The sequence below is a fragment of the Guptibacillus hwajinpoensis genome (assembly GCF_020171785.1).
Taxonomy (GTDB): Bacteria; Bacillota; Bacilli; order Bacillales; family Guptibacillaceae; genus Guptibacillus; species Guptibacillus sedimenti.
Map to the genome: position 1 here is coordinate 153,494 of NZ_JAIVAE010000009.1, position 20,739 is coordinate 174,232.

General features: G+C 39.6%; 19 protein-coding genes and 1 tRNA gene. 19 read left to right on the forward strand and 1 reads right to left on the reverse strand.

Translation table 11 applies throughout. The features are described from left to right. Positions 1-151: 151 nt before the first annotated feature. Positions 152-1,387, forward strand: coding sequence for an aspartate kinase (locus LCL91_RS14540; protein WP_224883419.1), 1,236 nt, complete (start codon positions 152-154; stop codon positions 1,385-1,387). Positions 1,388-1,425: 38 nt separating this feature from the next. Here LCL91_RS14540 and LCL91_RS14545 read toward each other — a convergent pair whose 3' ends face one another. After that, entirely contained in the window at positions 1,426-1,866 is a 441-nt protein-coding gene (locus tag LCL91_RS14545) for a YslB family protein (RefSeq protein WP_098444452.1), read from the reverse strand. Positions 1,867-2,172: 306 nt separating this feature from the next. On the opposite strand from LCL91_RS14545, the gene LCL91_RS14550 reads away from it, so the two are divergent. The 18 genes from LCL91_RS14550 (at position 2,173) to clpX (ending at position 20,630) form a co-directional block, all read left to right on the forward strand. Further along, on the forward strand, positions 2,173-2,781 hold the full coding sequence (locus LCL91_RS14550; RefSeq protein WP_098444451.1) for a succinate dehydrogenase cytochrome b558 subunit: 609 nt from the start codon (positions 2,173-2,175) through the stop codon (positions 2,779-2,781). Positions 2,782-2,856: 75 nt separating this feature from the next. Continuing rightward, a complete protein-coding gene (gene sdhA, locus LCL91_RS14555) occupies positions 2,857-4,620 on the forward strand; it encodes a succinate dehydrogenase flavoprotein subunit (protein ID WP_224883420.1) in 1,764 nt (587 codons plus the stop codon). Next, positions 4,620-5,378 carry a succinate dehydrogenase iron-sulfur subunit gene (gene sdhB / locus LCL91_RS14560; RefSeq protein ID WP_098444449.1) on the forward strand — a complete coding sequence of 253 codons (759 nt, stop codon included), beginning with the start codon at positions 4,620-4,622 and terminating at the stop codon, positions 5,376-5,378. The genes sdhA and sdhB overlap by 1 nt, the downstream gene beginning before the upstream one ends. 239 nt (positions 5,379-5,617) lie before the next feature. Beyond that, the gene (locus LCL91_RS14565; RefSeq protein WP_369810531.1) at positions 5,618-5,845 is read left to right on the forward strand and encodes a helix-turn-helix domain-containing protein; all 228 of its coding nucleotides are present in this window, start codon (positions 5,618-5,620) and stop codon (positions 5,843-5,845) included. 337 nt (positions 5,846-6,182) lie between these two features. Beyond that, positions 6,183-7,022, forward strand: a complete 840-nt coding sequence (glcT, locus tag LCL91_RS14570; protein ID WP_224883421.1) for a glucose PTS transporter transcription antiterminator GlcT — start codon at positions 6,183-6,185, stop codon at positions 7,020-7,022. A 165-nt stretch (positions 7,023-7,187) separates the two neighbouring features. Further along, positions 7,188-9,224 (forward strand): glucose-specific PTS transporter subunit IIBC, encoded by a 2,037-nt coding sequence (ptsG, locus tag LCL91_RS14575; RefSeq protein WP_224883422.1) that lies wholly within the window; start codon positions 7,188-7,190, stop codon positions 9,222-9,224. Positions 9,225-9,255: 31 nt separating this feature from the next. After that, complete coding sequence (locus LCL91_RS14580; protein WP_098444446.1) at positions 9,256-9,522, forward strand: phosphocarrier protein HPr; 267 nt, start codon at positions 9,256-9,258, stop codon at positions 9,520-9,522. Continuing rightward, a complete protein-coding gene (gene ptsP / locus LCL91_RS14585; RefSeq protein ID WP_224883423.1) occupies positions 9,522-11,249 on the forward strand; it encodes a phosphoenolpyruvate--protein phosphotransferase in 1,728 nt (575 codons plus the stop codon). Before LCL91_RS14580 ends, ptsP begins: the two co-directional genes overlap by 1 nt. Before the next feature lie 196 nt (positions 11,250-11,445). Continuing rightward, positions 11,446-11,898, forward strand: coding sequence for a MarR family winged helix-turn-helix transcriptional regulator (locus LCL91_RS14590; protein ID WP_224883424.1), 453 nt, complete (start codon positions 11,446-11,448; stop codon positions 11,896-11,898). A gap of 27 nt (positions 11,899-11,925) precedes the next feature. Next, positions 11,926-12,723: a glutamate racemase gene (racE, locus tag LCL91_RS14595; protein ID WP_224883425.1), complete on the forward strand. Its 798-nt coding sequence runs from the start codon at positions 11,926-11,928 to the stop codon at positions 12,721-12,723. A gap of 203 nt (positions 12,724-12,926) precedes the next feature. Further along, a complete protein-coding gene (locus LCL91_RS14600; RefSeq protein ID WP_224883427.1) occupies positions 12,927-14,012 on the forward strand; it encodes a GerMN domain-containing protein in 1,086 nt (361 codons plus the stop codon). Positions 14,013-14,132: 120 nt separating this feature from the next. Further along, on the forward strand, positions 14,133-14,891 hold the full coding sequence (gene rph / locus LCL91_RS14605; RefSeq protein ID WP_224883430.1) for a ribonuclease PH: 759 nt from the start codon (positions 14,133-14,135) through the stop codon (positions 14,889-14,891). After that, positions 14,884-15,477 carry an XTP/dITP diphosphatase gene (locus tag LCL91_RS14610; protein ID WP_224883432.1) on the forward strand — a complete coding sequence of 198 codons (594 nt, stop codon included), beginning with the start codon at positions 14,884-14,886 and terminating at the stop codon, positions 15,475-15,477. Before rph ends, LCL91_RS14610 begins: the two co-directional genes overlap by 8 nt. 19 nt (positions 15,478-15,496) lie before the next feature. Continuing rightward, positions 15,497-16,012 carry a metallophosphoesterase gene (locus LCL91_RS14615; RefSeq protein WP_224883433.1) on the forward strand — a complete coding sequence of 172 codons (516 nt, stop codon included), beginning with the start codon at positions 15,497-15,499 and terminating at the stop codon, positions 16,010-16,012. Between the two features lie 117 nt (positions 16,013-16,129). Next, a tRNA-Arg gene (locus tag LCL91_RS14620) sits at positions 16,130-16,206 on the forward strand. 243 nt (positions 16,207-16,449) lie between these two features. Continuing rightward, positions 16,450-17,478: a tetratricopeptide repeat protein gene (locus LCL91_RS14625; protein ID WP_224883434.1), complete on the forward strand. Its 1,029-nt coding sequence runs from the start codon at positions 16,450-16,452 to the stop codon at positions 17,476-17,478. Positions 17,479-17,737: 259 nt separating this feature from the next. After that, positions 17,738-19,030, forward strand: a complete 1,293-nt coding sequence (gene tig, locus LCL91_RS14630) for a trigger factor (protein WP_224883435.1) — start codon at positions 17,738-17,740, stop codon at positions 19,028-19,030. A 325-nt stretch (positions 19,031-19,355) separates the two neighbouring features. Next, positions 19,356-20,630 (forward strand): ATP-dependent protease ATP-binding subunit ClpX, encoded by a 1,275-nt coding sequence (gene clpX, locus LCL91_RS14635; protein ID WP_098444436.1) that lies wholly within the window; start codon positions 19,356-19,358, stop codon positions 20,628-20,630. Positions 20,631-20,739: the final 109 nt, after the last annotated feature.

A 20,739-nucleotide genomic window follows, 5' to 3' on the forward strand; every position in this document is an offset into this window, starting at 1 on the left:
AAGAATCATTAAAGTATATAAAAAAACAAAGGCATCGCTTTTTATTAGCGGAGCAATTTATCCATTTCGACTCTTAAATTCGTGAGTATGAGTAAGATGCGAGTAAAACGCATAGTGATAACCAAGCTGTATGAAAGAAAGGATGGAGAGAGTGGGACTACGTGTATTGAAATTCGGAGGTACGTCTGTTGGAGATGTAGAAAAAATTAAAAATGTTTCCAAAAGACTAATGGAAGCTGTAAACAATGGAGACGAGGTTGTAGCAGTTGTTTCCGCAATGGGGAAAACAACGGATGAACTTGTGGGGTTATCAAAAGGAATTACTTCTAAACCATCTCCAAGAGAGCTTGATATGCTCCTAACGACTGGTGAACAAGTGACAACGGCACTTCTTTCAATGGCCTTAAATGAAGAAGGATACGAAGCTATTTCACTAACAGGCTGGCAGGCTGGAATTAAAACCGAAACGTTTCATGGTAATGCAAGAATTCTTGATATAGATGCTTCCCGGATGAATCAACACCTTGCTGAAGGGAAAATCGTGATTGTTGCAGGATTCCAAGGGTTAACGGATACATCTGACATTGCAACGCTTGGCCGCGGTGGTTCTGATACAACAGCTGTCGCAATTGCAGCCGCTCTTAAAGCGGATCGTTGTGAAATTTATACAGATGTAGATGGCGTTTATACGACCGATCCTCGCTATGTGAAAGGGGCAAGAAAGCTTTCGACGATTTCGTATGACGAAATGCTTGAACTAGCCAATCTGGGCGCTGGTGTCTTGCATCCGAGAGCAGTTGAGTTTGCAAAAAACTACAATATCCTGCTTGAGGTACGCTCAAGCTTTACAAATGAACCCGGAACATTAATTGAGGAGGTCGTATCAATGGAACAAAATTTAGTCGTTAGAGGTCTTGCTTTTGAAAGTAATGTGACAAAAATAACAATTTCAGGTTTACCGAATGAGCTTACAACGCTCCCATCTCTATTTTCATCCCTTGCTTCAAATGGCATAAACGTAGATGTTATCATTCAAAGCACGGGAGAGAAAAATACAACGAGCATCTCGTTTTCAATTGAAACTGCTTCTCTCGAGTTAACGCTAGATGTCCTTCGTCGTATCAAAGTGAAACTTCCTTATGAACATATTTATCATGAATCAGATCTAGCTAAAGTATCAATAGTCGGATCTGGTATGATTTCGAATCCAGGCGTTGCTGCACAGATGTTTGAAGTACTTGCTGAACATGGAATTGAAATGAAGATGGTTAGCACATCAGAAATCAAAGTATCAACGATCGTTCCAGAAGAAAAAATGATTTATGCAATTGAGTCCTTACATGACAAATTCCAGCTAGATGAGAGAACACCTGTTAATCAAATGTAATCGAAAAGGAGACCACGGCGTGGTCTCCTTTTTATTAATCAAATCTGATCTTTCGGGTCCCATTTTACTGTAAATTGAATGTCATTCTTTTTATCAATTTCATAGGCCTCAGCAATGCAATGGAGCATGTTTTGATATTGTTCAGCAAGAAAGCCTGCCTCTAGTTGATAACAGGCAATACGACTTGTTTTTTTGCGTTCTGTGATGAGTTCTGAATGAAGATCGAACGTTATTTCATTCTTTTTTTCTTGTACAATTGATAATCGCCCCCAACCAGCACGTTGGAAAAACTCTTCAATCTCTTCTCGTGTGGAGAGAGGGAACTGTCTGGCCATTTCTTTTCCAGTCCAGTATAAAACAGCAGGCTGCTCACTTCCAAGAAGTTCAGGAATAAGAATTTCTCGGTAGAATTCATACCCAAAAGCAGTTGTTTCTAGTTCATGGCTGTAATCAATCGAGTTTGTACGCTTCTTAAACATAAATTCCTCCCAGCTTTTCTACTAAATTATTATAACGTTTAATAGTAAAATCCTCCATAGCATAAACGATAGAATTTACAACAAAGGAAGCGTATTCAATAGATAGAAATAAAAGTCTAGCAAAGCAATTTTGAAAACTCAAAATGTACGCGTTTTCTTGACGGTCCTAAATGATGGGAGTACAATGGGTATGTCACAATATAATCGACAGAAAGCGATGATTTCTGTGCATGCAAAGACTTCTTTAATAGAAAAAATGCACTGGCAGATGGTAGCTTAACAACTTAAAAGGGGGACACACAAAACATGGCCGCAAGTCGAGACTTTGTAAGCCGAAAATTGCATTCGCTTCTAGGAGTAATTCCACTCGGACTCTTCGTTATTCAGCATTTAACAGTTAACTATTTTGCAACAAGAGGGCCCGAAGCATTTAATGACGCAGCTCACTTTATGGAGAGTCTTCCATACAGGTATGTGCTCGAAATTTTTGTCATTTTCTTACCGCTCTTATTTCATGCGATTTACGGTGTTTATATCGCATTTCAATCCAAAAATAACGTTAGTCGCTACGGCTATCTACGTAACTGGATGTTTTACTTGCAGCGGATCTCAGGCGTGGTCGTATTAATCTTTGTAACATGGCACGTCTGGCAAACGAGATTACAGGCTGCAATGGGAGCTGAAGTGAACTACCAAATGATGGTTGATATCTTATCAAATCCAGCCATGATGATCTTTTACATTATCGGTGTACTTGGTACAGTATTCCACTTCGCCAATGGCTTATGGTCATTCTTCGTAAGCTGGGGCTTTACAGTAACACCAAAATCACAGCGTGTGATGACTTATGTCACAATGATTATTTTCGTTGCACTTTCAGTAGTAGGCATGCGCGCATTGTTTGCATTTGTATAAGAAAGTGAACTGTCTTCACCACGTCTGATACATAATTTTTCAGACAGAGCCAGCATTTAAGGGGGAACCGTTCTTATGAGTAAAGGTAAATTAGTGATAGTTGGAGGCGGCCTAGCAGGATTAATGGCAACCATCAAAGCTGCTGAAGCAGGAATGAACGTGGATCTACTTTCCATCGTTCCAGTTAAACGATCTCACTCTGTATGTGCACAGGGGGGGATAAATGGGGCTGTTAATACAAAAGGGGAAGGTGACTCTCCCTGGGAACATTTTGACGACACTGTCTATGGAGGAGACTTTCTTGCAAATCAGCCTCCTGTAAAAGCAATGTGTGATGCGGCACCAGGTATTATTCATTTAATGGATCGAATGGGTGTTATGTTCAACCGTACACCTGAAGGTCTTCTTGATTTCCGCCGCTTTGGTGGTACACAGCATCACCGTACTGCGTTTGCGGGTGCTACGACTGGTCAGCAGCTTCTTTATGCGCTAGATGAACAAGTGCGTCGTCATGAAGTAGCAGGACTTGTTACGAAGTATGAAGGATGGGAGTTCTTATCAGCTATTCTCGATGATGATGGTGTTTGTCGCGGTGTGGTTGGTGAAAATTTAACGACTTCTGAAATCCGAAGCTTTGAAGCTGATGCGGTTATTATGGCGACAGGTGGACCTGGTATTATTTTCGGTAAGAGTACAAACTCAGTAATTAATACCGGATCTGCAGCTGGAGCGCTCTATCAGCAAGGAGCAATTTATTCAAATGGTGAATTTATTCAAATTCATCCAACTGCAATTCCAGGTGATGATAAACTTCGCCTCATGAGTGAGTCAGCACGTGGTGAAGGTGGCCGTGTATGGACTTATAAAGATGGAAAGCCATGGTATTTCCTTGAAGAAAAGTACCCGGCTTATGGTAACCTTGTTCCGCGAGATATTGCGACAAGAGAAATCTTCGATGTTTGTGTTAGTCAAAAGCTTGGAATTAATGGGGAAAACATGGTTTACCTTGATCTTTCTCACAAAGATTCGAAAGAGCTAGATGTTAAACTTGGCGGTATTATTGAAATCTATGAAAAATTCATGGGAGACGATCCACGCAAAGTACCTATGAAAATATTCCCAGCTGTTCACTATTCAATGGGTGGACTATGGGTTGATTTTAATCAGCAGACAAATATTCCAGGATTGTTTGCAGCTGGGGAATGTGACTATTCTCAACATGGTGGTAATCGTCTTGGAGCAAATTCTCTTCTATCATCTATTTATGGTGGAATGGTTGCAGGTCCGAATGCAGTTGACTACATTAATGGACTAGAATCAACGGTGGAAGATCTTTCTTCTTCTTTATTTGAGAAACACCAACAAGAAGAGCAAGCGAAACAAGATGCGATTATGAAGATGGATGGTACAGAAAATGCTTATCAAATTCATAAAGAGCTTGGCGAATGGATGACTGCCAACGTTACAGTAGTGCGTAATAATGATAAGTTGAAAGAAACGGATGAAAAGATCCAAGAGTTGATGGAGCGTTACGAGAATATCAATATTAATGATACGTCCAAATGGAGTAATCAAGGGGCTTCGTTCACACGACAGCTTTCAAACATGCTGCAGTTAGCACGAGTAATTACAATCGGTGCTTTAAATCGTAATGAAAGTCGTGGAGCACATTACAAGCCTGATTTCCCTGAACGTAATGATGAAGAGTGGTTAAAAACAACCATGGCCAAATACGATGCAGTTAACAACAAACCAGAGTTCTACTACGAAGAAGTAGATACATCATTAATTAAACCTCGTAAACGTGATTATTCTAAGAAGAAAGCGGGGAATAAATGATGAGTGAAAAGAAAACCGTTACTCTTAAAATAAAAAGGCAGGATGGCCCTGATTCTGCGTCGTATGAAGAAACGTTTACAATTCCTTATCGTCAAAACATGAACGTGATTTCTGCTTTAATGGAAATTCGTCGTAATCCTGTTAATGCGAATGGGGAGAAAACAACTCCAGTTATTTGGGAAATGGGTTGTCTTGAAGAAGTTTGTGGAGCTTGTTCAATGGTGATTAACGGTAAACCACGCCAATCTTGTACAGCTCTTTTAGACCAGCTTGAACAGCCGATTCGTTTGGCTCCGATGACAACATTCCCTGTCGTGCGTGATTTGGCAGTCGATCGGAGTAGAATGTTTGATGCGCTTAAGAAAGTAAAAGCCTGGATTCCCATCGATGGAACTTATGATCTTGGTCCAGGTCCAAGAATGCCAGAAAATAAACGTCAGTGGGCTTATGAGCTATCAAAATGTATGACTTGCGGTGTTTGCCTTGAAGCATGTCCTAACGTAAACAGCCGTTCTGAATTTATTGGCCCGGCGGCTGTATCTCAAGTACGCTTATTTAACGCCCATCCAACAGGTGCAATGAACAAAGAGGAACGTCTTGAAGGTTTAATGGGAGATGGGGGCCTCGCCAATTGCGGTAACTCGCAAAACTGTGTGCAATCCTGTCCGAAGGGCATTCCATTGACAACTTCTATTGCTGCAATGAATCGAGCGACTTCACTTCAAACATTTAAAAACTTCTTTGGAAGTGATCACTAAAAAAGATCCCCTTTTGGGGATCTTTTTTCATGAAGATAGTTTTGGATGTATGCTTCTCCTTTTACTTACGATATTTCTCAGGAAATGATGAACAAGAGCGAAGGTTGTCATATTGGTTTTATTAAAGATATTAGGTAGAAAATATGAATAAATGTAACACGACTGATAGAAATTCATATATTGTATGGACTATAGGATTTCAGTTGAAGTAGCTTTGTTGCCCTATCGAGGAGGGTGGAATGTTGAAAGGGAACCACTACCGACCAAAGCCACTATTAACCAAAAGAGAAAGAGAAGTTTTCGAACTACTTGTTCAAGACAAAACAACAAGAGAAATCGCAGAAGAACTGTTTATTAGCGAAAAAACAGTTCGAAACCACATTTCGAACACGATGCAAAAGCTTGGAGTAAAGGGGCGTTCTCAGGCTGTTGTTGAATTGCTTCGACTGGGAGAGTTAGAAATTTAGTTGAACCGGCTTAATAAAGCCGGTTTTTCCTATTAAGTATAGAGATTTGTTAGGTAGTTATTAAACTATTCTAAGATAACGGTAAGATAAATTTTGTGGGTCGGTTCCAATAACTAAAGGTGGCTTATCGATTTAGAGGCACATGTATATATAGTCTCCAATAATAACGACAGAAAAGAAATATAATCCGTAAAGGTGAAAAATACTCTCAAAACGTTTATGATGGAGGGGAGACGATCGATTGGAACGTTTTCTCATTGACGTAATACCTGTAATTTACTATCATTAGGACGTTCATAATCACAAATGAAACCGGTTTAATGAGGGGAACTTGAACATGAATGGTGGATTTGAAATTAAGAAAATTCTGAATAACAACGTCGTTATTGCTATTTCTGACCAAAATACTGAAGTGGTATTAACTGGGAAAGGTATCGGATTTAATCAGAAACAGGGCGAAAGGCTAGATGAATCAAAAGTAGACAAGTATTTTATTCTTATCGATAAGCATGAGCAAGAACAATACAAATTATTGGTGCCGAATGTTTCGGAATCTTTTATTGCCATTATGAATGATTCGATATCTTTGATTGAAGATAAATTAGATTCTCAACTTGATGAACATATTCATGTGTCATTAACAGATCATCTTTCTTTTGCAATTAAACGTCTTCGTCAAGGCCTAGATGTGAAATATCCTTTTTTAGTAGAAACGCAAACGATGTATCCAAAAGAATATACAGTTGCTGAAGAAGTGATTCAGCACATTAACCATAAGCTAGATGTCGCTCTTCCAGATGGAGAAATCGGTTTTGTTGCACTGCATATCCATAGTGCCATTACAAATCGTAGTGTTGGAAAACTTAATAAATATTCAGCTTTAATCAATCAATTGGTACATGTGATTGAAGACTCATTACACCTTGTCATTGATCGAACTGGAATTGATTATTTACGACTTGTTCGTCATTTGAGACATGCGATTGAACGAAGTGAATTGAATCAGCCAGTTGAAGCTCACGAACGTTTAGAAAAAGTGTTGAAAGAAGAATATCCTGTGTGCTATAATCTGTCATGGAAGTTGATTAAGATAATGCAAAGGGAACTTCGAACGAATTTTCCTGATGCAGAAGCAGTTTACTTAACAATGCACTTGCAAAGGCTTTCTCCTAAATAACTAAATACTTAACGGTAACGTGTTACTGATACGATCAGGCATGAGTGAAACCGGAATGACAAAAATTGATTGGGGTATAGTATATCCTGATTGAATTGTCGTACCGCCACTCATGCCTTTTTTATATTTAAATTCTTTGGGGGAAAAATAAAAGGAGGAAAACAAATGTTTAAACAAGCTTTCGGGGTTTTACAACGCGTTGGTAAAGCACTAATGCTTCCAGTGGCGATATTACCTGCTGCTGGTCTTCTACTTGGTTTTGGTAATGCTTTCCAAAACCCAACATTGCTTGAAAAATTACCATTCATGTCCGCAGAATGGTTTCAACTTCTCGCTACAGTAATGGAAGAGTCTGGTGGGATTGTATTCGCTAACCTTGCTCTACTATTTGCGGTTGGTGTAGCGATTGGATTATCAGATGGAGACGGAGTTGCCGGTATTGCCGCAATTGTTGGTTTCCTTGTTATGAATATTACGATGGGCGTGCTTGAAGGCGTTTCGGCTGATCAAGTAGCTGAAAGCGCATCATATGCCAATGTATTAGGGATACCTACTCTTCAAACGGGGGTATTTGGAGGGATAATTGTCGGTATTCTTGCCTCCTTTATGTATAAACGGTATTATAATATTCAACTTCCTCAATATCTTGGCTTCTTCGCTGGGAAACGTTTTGTTCCAATCGCTACGGCGGTTTCAGCTTTGATACTTGGCGTCATCATGATTTTTGTTTGGCCGCCAATTCAATCAGGTCTAAATGCATTCTCTCACAACATGCTTGATGCGAACCCTGCTCTTGCAGCATTTGTGTTCGGTGTCATTGAACGTTCATTGATTCCATTCGGTCTTCACCACATTTTCTACTCACCTTTCTGGTTTGAGTTTGGGCAGTACACAAATGCTGCTGGTGACATAATCCGTGGAGATCAAAAGATTTTCTTTGAACAATTAAAAGATGGTGCTGAGCTTACAGCTGGAACGTTCATGACCGGTAAATTCCCGTTTATGATGTTTGGACTTCCTGCAGCAGCACTTGCAATGTACCATGAAGCTAGACCTGAAAAGAAAGCGGTTGTAGCGGGTATTATGGGGTCAGCTGCGCTGACATCTTTCTTAACAGGAATTACTGAGCCACTTGAGTTCTCATTCTTATTCGTTGCACCAGTTCTTTTCGGGATTCATGCTATTTTTGCAGGACTTTCCTTTATGACTATGGCATTACTTGATGTTAAAATTGGTATGACTTTCTCCGGTGGTGTTATTGACTTCCTTCTATTCGGAGTTCTACAAGGTAGAACAGCATGGTGGTTAGTTATTCCGGTAGGATTAGTGTTTGCTTTAATCTACTACTTCGGCTTCCGTTTTGCGATTCGTAAGTTTAACTTAATGACGCCAGGACGTGAAGAAGATGAAGAAGATGAAATAGCAGACGACGGCCAAGAAAATACTGCTCTAGCCTACAATGTGCTTCAAGCCCTTGGTGGCGAAAGCAATATCACGAACCTAGATGCTTGTATTACGCGACTGCGTGTTTCTGTGGCAGATAAAGGTGAAGTTGATAAAAAACGTCTAAAACGCCTTGGTGCTTCAGGTGTTATGGAAGTAGGAAATAACATTCAGGCAATCTTTGGAACGCAATCTGATGGGCTGAAAGGCCAGATTAGAGATATTATTAGTGGGAAAACACCAAAACCACTTCAGGATCAGAAGAAAGAAGAAAAGACTGAAAAACCTTCTGGTGTTAAAGGAAAAGATCATCTCATCTCTCCTTTAGAAGGAAAAATCATGCCAATTACGGAAGTGCCTGATCAGGTGTTCTCTGGTAAGATGATGGGTGACGGTTTTGCGATTGAACCAACTGATGGCTTGATTGTTGCACCGGTTGATGGCAAAATAATGAATGTGTTCCCAACGAAGCATGCAATTGGTATTGAGTCTGTTAATGGTCGTGAAATTCTAATTCACGTTGGAATTGATACGGTTAATCTCAAAGGTGAAGGTTTCGAAGTATTTATTAGCGAAGGTGATGAAATTAAACAAGGCCAAAAGCTAATGAAAGTTGATCTCGCTTATATTAAAGAAAATGCAACCTCAACAATCACGCCTATTGTGTTCACAAACCTTGAAGAGGGAGAAACGATTGACCTTTCAAAAGAAGGTACTGTTTCTCGGGAAGACAAAGATATTATCACAATATCAAAATAAAAAATATAACAATTGAAAGAGGGAATTTAAAATGGCAGAGAAAAATTTCACAGTAACAAGCGAATCAGGAATTCATGCACGTCCGGCAACAGCACTAGTAAACAAAGCAGGTCAATATAGCTCTGACGTAACGCTTGATTATAACGGAAAGTCTGTAAACCTTAAATCAATTATGGGCGTAATGAGCCTTGGCATTCAACAAAACTCTGAAATCACTATCAAAGCAGAAGGATCAGATGCTGATGAGGCGATTGCAGGACTAACTGAAGTTATGGAAAACGAAGGTCTAGGCAAATAATGTCTAACCAGCTGACTGGAATTGGCGCTTCTGCGGGGATAGCTATTGCGAAAGCGTTCGTACTCGAAAACCCGGCTCTTGAAATTGAACAAACTTCAATTTCTGATACAGGTGCTGAAATCGAACGTTTTGAAGCGGCCGTTCATCGTGCTAAAGAAGAACTCGAAGTAATAAAAAACCACGCCAATGAACAGCTCGGGGAAGATAAAGCAGCGATTTTCGCTGCTCATCTTCTCGTTTTATCTGATCCAGAGTTGTTGAATGCGGTTAAAGATAAAGTGAATAACGAGAACGTAAATGCTGAAAGTGCTATGAGCGACGTTTCGAATATGTTTATTAGCATGTTTGAAAATATGGATAACGAGTACATGAAAGAACGTGCTGCTGATATTCGTGACGTATCCAAACGTGTGCTTGCTCATTTACTAGGCGTTACGTTTACTTCTCCTGGAGCGATTACAGATGAAGTGATTGTGTTAGCAGAAGATCTTACTCCTTCTGACACTGCTCAGTTAAACAAGCAGTTTGTTAAAGGATTTGCGACTGATATTGGTGGGAGAACATCTCACTCTGCCATCATGGCTCGTTCAATGGAAATTCCGGCTGTTGTTGGAACGAAAACAATTACTTCTGAAGATGTAGAAGGTAAGATCGTGATCATTGATGGAATCGATGGTAATGTAATTGTTGATCCTACTGAAGAAGAAATCGCACAATATACGAAGAAAAAAGAACACTTCGAAGCCAAAAAGCAAGAATGGGCAAAGCTTGTAAATGAGCCTACGACAACAAAAGATGAAAAACATGTTGAACTTGCTGCGAACATTGGAACACCTGAAGATGTAAAAGGAGTTCTTGAAAATGGCGGCGAAGGTGTTGGTCTTTACCGTACTGAATTCCTTTATATGGGGCGTAATGAATTACCTTCAGAAGAAGAGCAGTTCAATGCTTATAAAGAAGTTCTTGAGAAAATGGACGGCAAACCCGTTGTCATCCGTACGCTTGATATTGGTGGAGATAAAGAGCTACCTTACTTAAACCTTCCAAAAGAAATGAATCCTTTCCTTGGGTTCCGTGCGATTCGCCTTTGCCTGGAAGAAACAGAGATTTTCCGTACGCAGCTTCGCGCGCTTCTTCGTGCTAGTGTGTTTGGAAATCTTAAAGTGATGTTCCCTATGATCGCCACTGTTGGTGAATTCCGTCAGGCGAAAGAAATGCTTCTTACTGTTAAAGAGGAGCTAATTGGTGAAGGAATCCAAGTTTCAGAAGAAATCGAAATTGGAATGATGGTTGAAATTCCAGCAACTGCTGCTATGGCAGACGTTTTTGCTAAAGAAGTTGACTTCTTTAGTGTTGGAACGAATGATCTTATTCAATATACGATGGCTGCTGACCGAATGAATCAAAAAGTCTCTTACCTTTACCAACCATATAACCCTGCGATTCTTAGACTTGTTAAGATGGTTATTGACGCAGCTCATAAAGAAGGTAAATGGGCTGGTATGTGTGGTGAAATGGCTGGAGATCAAATTGCGATTCCGATACTTCTTGGTCTTGGCCTAGATGAATTCAGCATGAGTGCAACGTCAATTTTGCCTGCTAGAAGTCAAATGACGAAGCTTTCAAAAGAAGAAATTTCTTCGCACATCGATCACATTCTCTCACTTGCAACAAATGAAGAAGTGGTTACCTATGTACAAGAAAATTTCGCAACGGAAGAGCTATAGGAAACTATAGCTCTTTTTTTCGTTTTAATGTGTGTTCAACAGGGACTAAAAAATAATTGATGAGTGTCTCATAGCGTGTGAGATCGAGTTAGCACAAATTGAATGGGTAAAGGAAGCTGAAAGTATAACACTCTTCTTGCAATTCACTGCGTCTACAATCAAAATAGACTATAGGATAAAATAAGGGGGAGAATGAATGTCTCATGAATTAACGAGAGAACCAGCTTCGATTGTTGATATAGAGAAATCACTTCGGATGGTGGCGGGTATCATTAAGCAAAATGGACGTGAACTTTTAAGTGAATTCTCCATTACACCTCCTCAATTTCTAGCACTCCAATGGCTTTCTGAATATGGAGATTTAACCATTGGTGAGCTATCAAATAAGATGTACCTTGCTTGTAGTACTACGACGGATCTAGTCGATCGAATGGAGAAAACAGATCTAGTAAAACGAGTCAAAGACCCACACGATCGTCGCGTTGTTCGAATTCATATACTTGATAAGGGAAATGACATTATTAAAAAAGTTATTCATAAAAGACAGGTCTATTTGGAGAAGATTACACGAAAATTTTCAGGTGATCAAGTTAAAGCATTGGAAGAAAGTTTGCATTTGCTTTATGACGAAATGAAAAAAAACGAATAGGACCGGTAAGTAGAGAGGCGAAATGTTTTGAAAAAACCAATTGGGGTTATCGATTCTGGAGTTGGCGGTTTAACGGTAGCTCGAGAGATAATGCGTCAATTACCAAAGGAAGAAATTGTTTATTTAGGCGATACGGCAAGGTGTCCATACGGACCTAGGACTGCGCCTGAAGTAAAGCAGTTTACGTGGGAAATGACAAATTATCTTCTTGAGAAATATCAAATTAAAATGTTAATAATTGCATGCAATACGGCTACAGCAGTCGTTCTAAAAGAAATTCAAGATGAACTCAACATACCAGTAAGGGGCGTGATTCATCCTGGAGCAAGAAGTGCAATCAAAGAAACAACGAATAAGTATATAGGGGTTATCGGCACAGCTGGCACGATTAAAAGTAGGGCTTATGAATATTCATTAAAAGCAATTGATGACAATGTTAAGGTGGAAAGCCTTGCATGTCCTCCTTTCGTTCCTCTTGTTGAAACGGGTAATCTATCCAGTGAAGAAACCTACCAAACTGTTAGAAATACCCTTTCTCCCCTGCTTCATAAAGGGATTGACACATTGATTCTCGGGTGTACTCATTATCCATTGTTAGAACCGGTTATTCAATCAGTGATGGGAGAAGAGACGACTATTATTTGTTCCGGTGATGAAACTGCTTATGAAGTAAGTGGTATCTTAGAATATAGCTCGCTACTATATACTGGTGATAACCGACCTTCCCATACCTTTCTAACAACTGGATCGATAGATAATTTTACAAGGATTGCGAGCCATTGGCTAGAATATCCTGTGAAAAATGTAAAACGTATTGAGCTCTAATCCACTTTGGATTAGAGTTTTTATTATAGAAAATTAGAATGACGCTCTAAAACATTCCTGATCACTAAGCTTCATAACGAACAATCGAATCATTCATTCCTTTACCTTTCAATATGGATACACAACTAATTATCAACAGTCAGGTATAAATTGAAATATAACTCGTATAAATGGTAGTACAAACCATCCGGGGAGGGATAGCTATGCGTTTACGCGGGATTGGATTCGCGCTATTGTTGCTTTCATGTATACTAACGATATCTGGCTGTGGATTTGGTTTTGAAAAGTCACTTAAGGAAATTGATCCTCCAAAGGTCGATTATGTTAATGAAGGGGAGCAGATGGAGGATAATGAAACTGGCGCAACTAAGGAAGGAGAGGTAGAAGAAGCAACTGGTGAAGAACCTTCTGAAGAAGTGACTGAAATGACGACCCGTCAACTTTATCTACTGGATGCCAATGGGATGGTAGTGCCTCAAAGTTTTCAGCTCCCTGCAGTGGAAAGCGCTGCGAAACAAGCGCTTGAATATCTCGTGGTGGACGGTCCAGTAACCGAAATGCTACCTAACGGGTTTAAAGCAGTGTTACCTGCAGGTACAGTTGTTCAAGGAATTGACCAGATGGATAAAACGTTAGTAGTCGATTTTTCAAATGAGTTTAAAGACTATGCTGCTGAAAATGAGAAGCAAATTCTTGAAGCAGTTACATGGACTCTTACCCAATTTGATGGTGTAGAGAACGTGAAGATTCAAATCAATGGTTATGATCAAACAGAAATGCCCGTTAATGGCACGCCAATTGGAGAAAATGTGAGCAGGGCAAATGGTATAAATCATGAGATGGGCAATGTTGTGGATGTTTCCAATAGTGAAGACATTACAGTCTACTTCATGGCTCAAAATGAAGATTACTCCTATTATGTACCAGTAACCAAGCGGATGGAAGGCGTTTCTGATGATGTACGAGGAGTATTGAAGGGTTTAATGGAAGGGCCGCCTGTGCAATCTGGATTATTTAGTCAGTTTTCTAAAGATATTAAGTTATTGGGGGCTAATGAAGAGGATGGTTTGTTAACACTTGATTTCAATGAGGCGATTTTAACAGGATCTGAAGAAATGGTGCTCGAGCAAGATATGTTAAATAGTCTTGTTTTATCGTTAACTGAACAAGCAGACATTAAAGAAGTGGCAATAACCGTAGATGGCCATTCGGAAGTGATTGATGAATCTGGAAACGCTCTGTCTGAGCCGGTTTCAAGACCAGAGGACGTTAACAAAGTGGGTTTTTAAAATAGAATATGATAGGATGTAGAGGCAGGGATACTGCCTCTTTTTATGTTTATTAAGAGAGGTAAATGACTACATGATTGTTGTTGAGAAAAAGGAAGAGTTGCTAATAGGAGGACAAGTATGAGAGTTGACGGGCGTCAAAAAAATGAGTTAAGAGAAGTACATATTGAAAGAGATTATATAAAACATCCAGAGGGTTCAGTTTTAATTACAGTAGGCGAGACAAAAGTAATCTGCTCTGCCTCAATTGAAGATCGAGTTCCTCCATTTATGCGTGGACAGGGCAAAGGGTGGATTGCTGCTGAATATGCCATGTTACCGCGTGCGACTGAGCAGAGAAATATAAGAGAATCAAGTAAAGGAAAAGTGGCTGGTCGTACGATGGAAATTCAGCGGTTAATTGGAAGGGCGCTGCGAACCGTGGTTAACCTTGAAGCGCTTGGTGAGCGCACGATATGGATTGATTGTGATGTCATTCAAGCCGATGGTGGAACACGTACAGCTTCCATTACAGGAGCATTTGTCGCTCTTGCAATAGCTGTAGAAAAAGCAATGGATCGGAAGCAAATTAAGAAAATGCCGTTAACGAACTTCCTTGCAGCTACATCTGTTGGCATTGACCGTAATGGTTCAGCTTTATTAGATTTATGTTACAAAGAAGATGCTTCTGCTCAAGTAGACATGAATATTGTGATGACGGGAAGCGGAGAATTTGTTGAACTTCAGGGTACAGGTGAAGAAGCAACGTTTAACATGAACCAACTTAATGAAATGCTTGCACTTGGAAAAACTGGTGTGGAAGAATTAATTAACACACAAGCTGAAGTAATCGGAGACTTTGCGACTAAGATAAAGGAGGCATCATCAGCAGATGCGTAAACTGCTTATTGCGACGCAAAATAAGGGCAAAGTAAAAGAATTTAAGCGGAGGTTTGAATCTGATGAGCTGAGTGTTCTTTCTTTACTTGACATTGAAAACTCTCCGGATGTAGCTGAAACAGGCAGTACATTCGCTGAAAATGCAGTTTTAAAAGCGGAAGCAATCATGAAGCTGACAAATCAGCCTGTTATTGCTGATGACTCAGGACTTGTTATCGATGCACTTGATGGAGACCCAGGCGTGTATTCTGCTCGTTATTCAGGACCAGAAAAAGATGATGAGGCAAACATTGATAAAGTATTAATGGAAATGAAAGATGTTCCTAAAGAAAAGCGACACGCCTCCTTTCAATGTGTCCTCGCAGTAGCCATACCAGGTCAAAACACAGAAATTTTCTCGGGGACGTGCAGTGGCATGATTACGTTTGAACGTTCTGGAAGCTATGGATTTGGCTATGACCCGATTTTCTACGTTCCTTCTTATGATAAAACGATGGCTGAACTTTCTCCTGAAGAGAAAAATGCGATTTCTCATAGGGGGCAAGCACTCGATCGTTTAGAAGAGGTGTTTAAGGAATTATTTTAATGAAAAGAGGTGGCGTAATGTGAAAGTACTAGTTGTAAGTGATAATCATAGCTCTAATGAAGAATTACACCATCTGGTAGAACGCCATAAGCATGAAGTGGACTGTATGATCCACTGTGGAGACTCTGAATTTGATTATGATGCTGAGGAGATGCTTCCGTTCCAGGTAAGAGTCAGAGGGAATTGTGACTTTGATGACCGCTATCCAGATGAGTTAGTACGAACGGTGGGAAATAAAACTATTTTCACTACGCACGGCCACTTGTATAATGTAAAGATGAGCTTAATGAAATTGCACTATAAAGCAAAAGAAGCTCAGGCAGATTTAGTTTGCTTTGGTCATTCGCATGAAGTGTTAACAGTATTCGAAGATGGTACGCTTTACCTTAATCCAGGCAGTGTGAAACTTCCGAGAAAACCCGCTATTCAAACTTACGCGATTGTGGAGTGGACGAGTGATGCAATTGAAGTCACATACCATGATGAAAATGGAAAAGTGATTGAGGAAATTTCCTCAACGTTTACTCTTTCATAATAGAAAAAAACGCAGCGCATGCTGTGTTTTTTTTCTATTGTTTCCTATTGACTTTACTAATGTGATTCGATATAGTAATACATGTCGCTAGAAACTGAATTGATTTATACTAACAATGTCCCAGTAGCTCAGCAGGATAGAGCAACAGCCTTCTAAGCTGTGGGTCGCAGGTTCGAATCCTGCCTGGGACACCATTATATGTTTTCTTTAAAGGCATTTATCCTTTGTGATAGAATGGCTTTTTTTGTATATCTGATGTTGCTAATGGACTTTTACAGCAATCATAAGTAAACAGATATAAGGATTTCAGATTCCGGTAGCGTGCTTCAGCTTGAGTTTACAGGTGGATACTGATAAACTGATATCTAATCGTAGCTGCGCCTTTCCTGCTGTAAACTCTTTTAATAGAGAATATAAGAGAGTGGAGCGATTACGTCATGGATAAAGAAAAGGATGAAAGGAAAATAGTTTATTTTCCAAACGTGGCAGGTAAGCTTGTCGAAAAAGGAATGGCAGCACTAAAAGCTAAAGAAATAACAAAAGCGCATGAACATTTTAGTCAGCTACTTGAAATTGAGCCGGAACATCCACAGGGGCATTTTGGAATGGTTTTAAGCCTAGTGGAGATGGGCAATTTGAGTGAAGCGTCTGAACGCTGTGAAACAATGATGCAGCAGGGGATCGGGGACTATTACGACATTTTTCAAGTATACATATCAATTTTAGTTCAGCTTGGAAAGTATCAGAAAGTAGTTACGATGATCGAAGCAGTATTACAAGAAAATCAACTTCCGTCTAACATTGCGGAGTCGCTCTACCAGCTGCTACATTTTAGCAGACAAATGACAAGCTATGACCTTGATTCTGAGGCTGATTATGATGCTGGTCACGAGGAAGATGTTGACAAGCTCATTGATTATTTGGAGAGCGATAAGACGGAAAAACAGTGGTTAGCCATTCAAAAATTAAGCACTGTGGATGAACAAAAGTCTCTCCCCGTATATCTTACATATTTAAATGCAACAAACAAGGATCCTCTTCTAAAAAGTCTTGTTTTACAAGTATTGAGAGAAAAGGAATTGGATCAAGAAGTTGTCGTACATAAGTTTGGAAGAGAAATCAAGGTGAATCCAGCTACATTAAAGGATATCTTTTTACAAGATTTCTCCTTAAGTGTGAAATCCAAGCTCTCTGATGTTGTCGAGCAGGGGAATCCTGCACTATTTGAAATGTGCATGCAAATTTGGTGGCACTATTTATTTGCCATTACACCATTTGAAGCAGAACCTTCAAATAGTTCAGTATGGGCAGCTGCTGTCCATAAGGTTGCAGCTGAAATGAACGGTGAAGACGTAACAAATGAAGATCTACGTATGTTTTACGAAGTAAAGCCTTCCGAGTTCGAAGTAGCTGCGAATCGAATCATGAATATTGAGAATCAACCCTTTTATCGGCCATTCGAATAGTAATACATGGAAACGAAATGGTTTTGCTTGCGCTAACGCGTCATTATCGTTAAGCTGTACTATGGCTAAACGGTTTTCATTCACGCCGTATGTGTTGAAAACTCGCTGTTCTATGTTATAATACAATAGTTGCAAACCCATATTTACTAGTAAAAGAGACCGTTTAAAAGACAGTAGACGCTTTTATACTCCAAAAGGCGTCATCTTTTTTAAACGCTCGATTAGTGGAAATATATTTATTGTTGGAGGTAATGTGTAAATGACTGCAAATTGGGAAAAGCTTGAAGGTAACCAGGGCGTCCTTACTGTTGAGGTAGACGCTGCTGAGGTAAATAATGCGCTTGATGAAGCATTCAAAAAAGTTGTAAAACAGGTTAACGTTCCTGGATTCCGTAAAGGAAAAATGCCACGTTCTCTTTTTGAAAAACGTTTTGGTGTAGAATCTCTTTATCAAGATGCTCTTGATATTATTCTTCCTAAAGCTTATTCAGAAGCAATTGACGAATCTGGTATCGAGCCAGTTGATCGTCCTGAAGTTGACGTTGAGCAAATGGAAAAAGGTCAAAACTTGATCTTTAAAGCAACTGTAACGGTTAAGCCTGAAGTGAAACTTGGCGAATACAAAGGTCTTGAAGTAGAAGAACAAGACACTAATGTTACAGATGAAGAAGTGGAAGCTGAGCTTAAGTCACTTCAAGAAAAGCAAGCTGAGCTTGTAGTAGTTGAAGATGGCGAGCTTCAAGAAGGCGATACTGCTGTTATTGACTTCGAAGGTTTCCTTGGTGAAGAACCATTTGAAGGTGGAAAAGGCGATAACTATTCATTAGAAATTGGCTCTAACACTTTCATCCCTGGTTTTGAAGAGCAATTGATTGGTGAGAAAGCTGGCGCTGAGAAGGAAGTTAAAGTAACTTTCCCTGAAGAGTACCATGCTGAAAATCTTGCTGGACAAGAAGCTACTTTTAAAGTGAAAATTCATGACATTAAGCGCAAGGAGCTTCCTGAGCTTGATGATGAGTTCGCTAAAGACGTAAATGAAGAAGTTGAAACGCTTGATGAGCTTAAGAAAACAACGAAAGAAAATCTTGAAAAACAAAAAGCAGAAGATGCTGACGTTCAAAAGAAAGACTCGTTGATTGAAAAAGCTGCTGAAAACAGTGAAATTGATCTTCCATCTGCAATGGTAGATGCAGAAGTAGATCGCATGCTTCAAGAATTTGAGCAGCGTCTACAACAGCAAGGCATGAACCTTGAAATGTACTACCAGTTCTCCGGACAAGATGAGAAAGCTCTTCGCGAACAAATGCAAGAAGACGCTGAAAAGCGCGTACGTACAAACTTAACGCTTGAAGCGATTGCAGATGCTGAAAACGTGGAAGTTTCTGAAGAAGAAGTAAACGAAGAACTTTCTAAAATGGCTGCAATGTACAACATGGAAGAAGAACAAATTCGTTCCATGTTAACGATGCAAGGTGGCACTGATGCACTTAAAGGTGACCTACGCATTCGTAAAGCAATTGATGTTCTTGTAGATAACAGTAAAAAAGCATAATTCAAGCTAATAGACTGGCTTATTTTGAACAAGGCGCTTAATTGCGCCTTGTTTTTACAAAAAGAAGTAGTAATGAAATGACACGAAGTTGCTAAACATAGTAGTAAGACAATCACTCGATACATAATAAGCTATAAAGAGTCGTTTTACTTCGTATCCTTTTGTGTTATATGATACAATTTCAGTACATAAATAGGATGAGAAACCAGTGGTGGATAACCGTTATGATTGCTTTTGATAATCAGAGTTCGAATGAACAGACGGAGATCCTTTTCCAGATAGACCTACTCGGGTTTCATCGAGATCAAAGGTTAGGGGTGAATTCATGTTTAAATTTAACGATGAAAAAGGACAACTTAAGTGTTCATTCTGTGGTAAAACACAGGATCAAGTCCGTAAGTTAGTTGCAGGACCAGGTGTCTATATCTGTGATGAGTGTATTGAACTTTGCACTGAAATCGTTGAAGAAGAGCTTGGAACTGAAGAAGAGGTGGATTTCAAAGAAGTACCGAAACCTCATGAAATTTGCCAGATTCTTGATGACTATGTCATTGGACAGGAGAAGGCTAAAAAGTCATTATCAGTAGCTGTTTACAATCACTATAAGCGAATCAATGCATCTTCGAAACCTGATGATGTAGAGTTGGCAAAAAGTAACATTGCTCTCATCGGACCGACCGGTAGTGGTAAAACATTACTTGCACAAACGCTGGCTAGAATTCTAAACGTACCTTTTGCTATTGCAGACGCTACGTCGTTAACAGAAGCTGGTTATGTTGGTGAGGATGTTGAGAACATTCTTCTTAAGCTAATCCAAGCAGCGGATTACGATGTGGAGAAAGCCGAAAAAGGAATTATCTACATCGATGAAATTGATAAGGTAGCTCGTAAGTCGGAAAATCCATCGATCACACGTGATGTATCTGGTGAAGGTGTTCAACAGGCCCTTCTTAAAATTCTTGAAGGTACAACAGCTAGCGTACCTCCACAGGGTGGCCGAAAACATCCACATCAAGAATTTATTCAAATTGATACAACAAATATTCTCTTTATTTGTGGTGGGGCATTTGACGGAATTGAGCAAATTATTAAGCGTCGACTTGGTAAGAAGATTATCGGATTTAGTGGTGAAGCGAAACAAGAGGATCTCAAACCTGGTGAATATCTAGGTAAAGTTCTTCCAGAAGATTTACTACGCTTTGGACTTATTCCTGAATTCATCGGCCGTCTTCCTGTTATTGGAAGCCTTGAGCCGCTTGATGAAGAAGCACTTGTTGAAATTCTTACTAAACCTAAGAATGCGCTTGTTAAACAATATCAAAAGCTTCTTGAACTTGATGATGTTGAGCTTGAATTTGAAGATGATGCACTTGTTGAAATTGCGAAACAGGCAATTGAACGTAAAACAGGTGCGCGTGGACTTCGTTCCATTATTGAGGGCATTATGCTTGATGTCATGTATGATCTTCCTTCACGTGATGAAATTAAAAAGTGCGTATTATCTGCTTCTACAGTAAGCGAAAAAACGACACCTAAATTAATCCTTGAAGATGGTTCAGTCATCGATGAAGACAAGAAATCGCCAAAAGAGAGTGCTTAATCTAAAAACCAACCACTAAAGTGTGGTTGGTTTTTTTGTATGTATAGCTCCTCCTAAATTAACATGATATCCTTCTCGGTCTTACACTTAGTGGGTTGAATGCTAACTT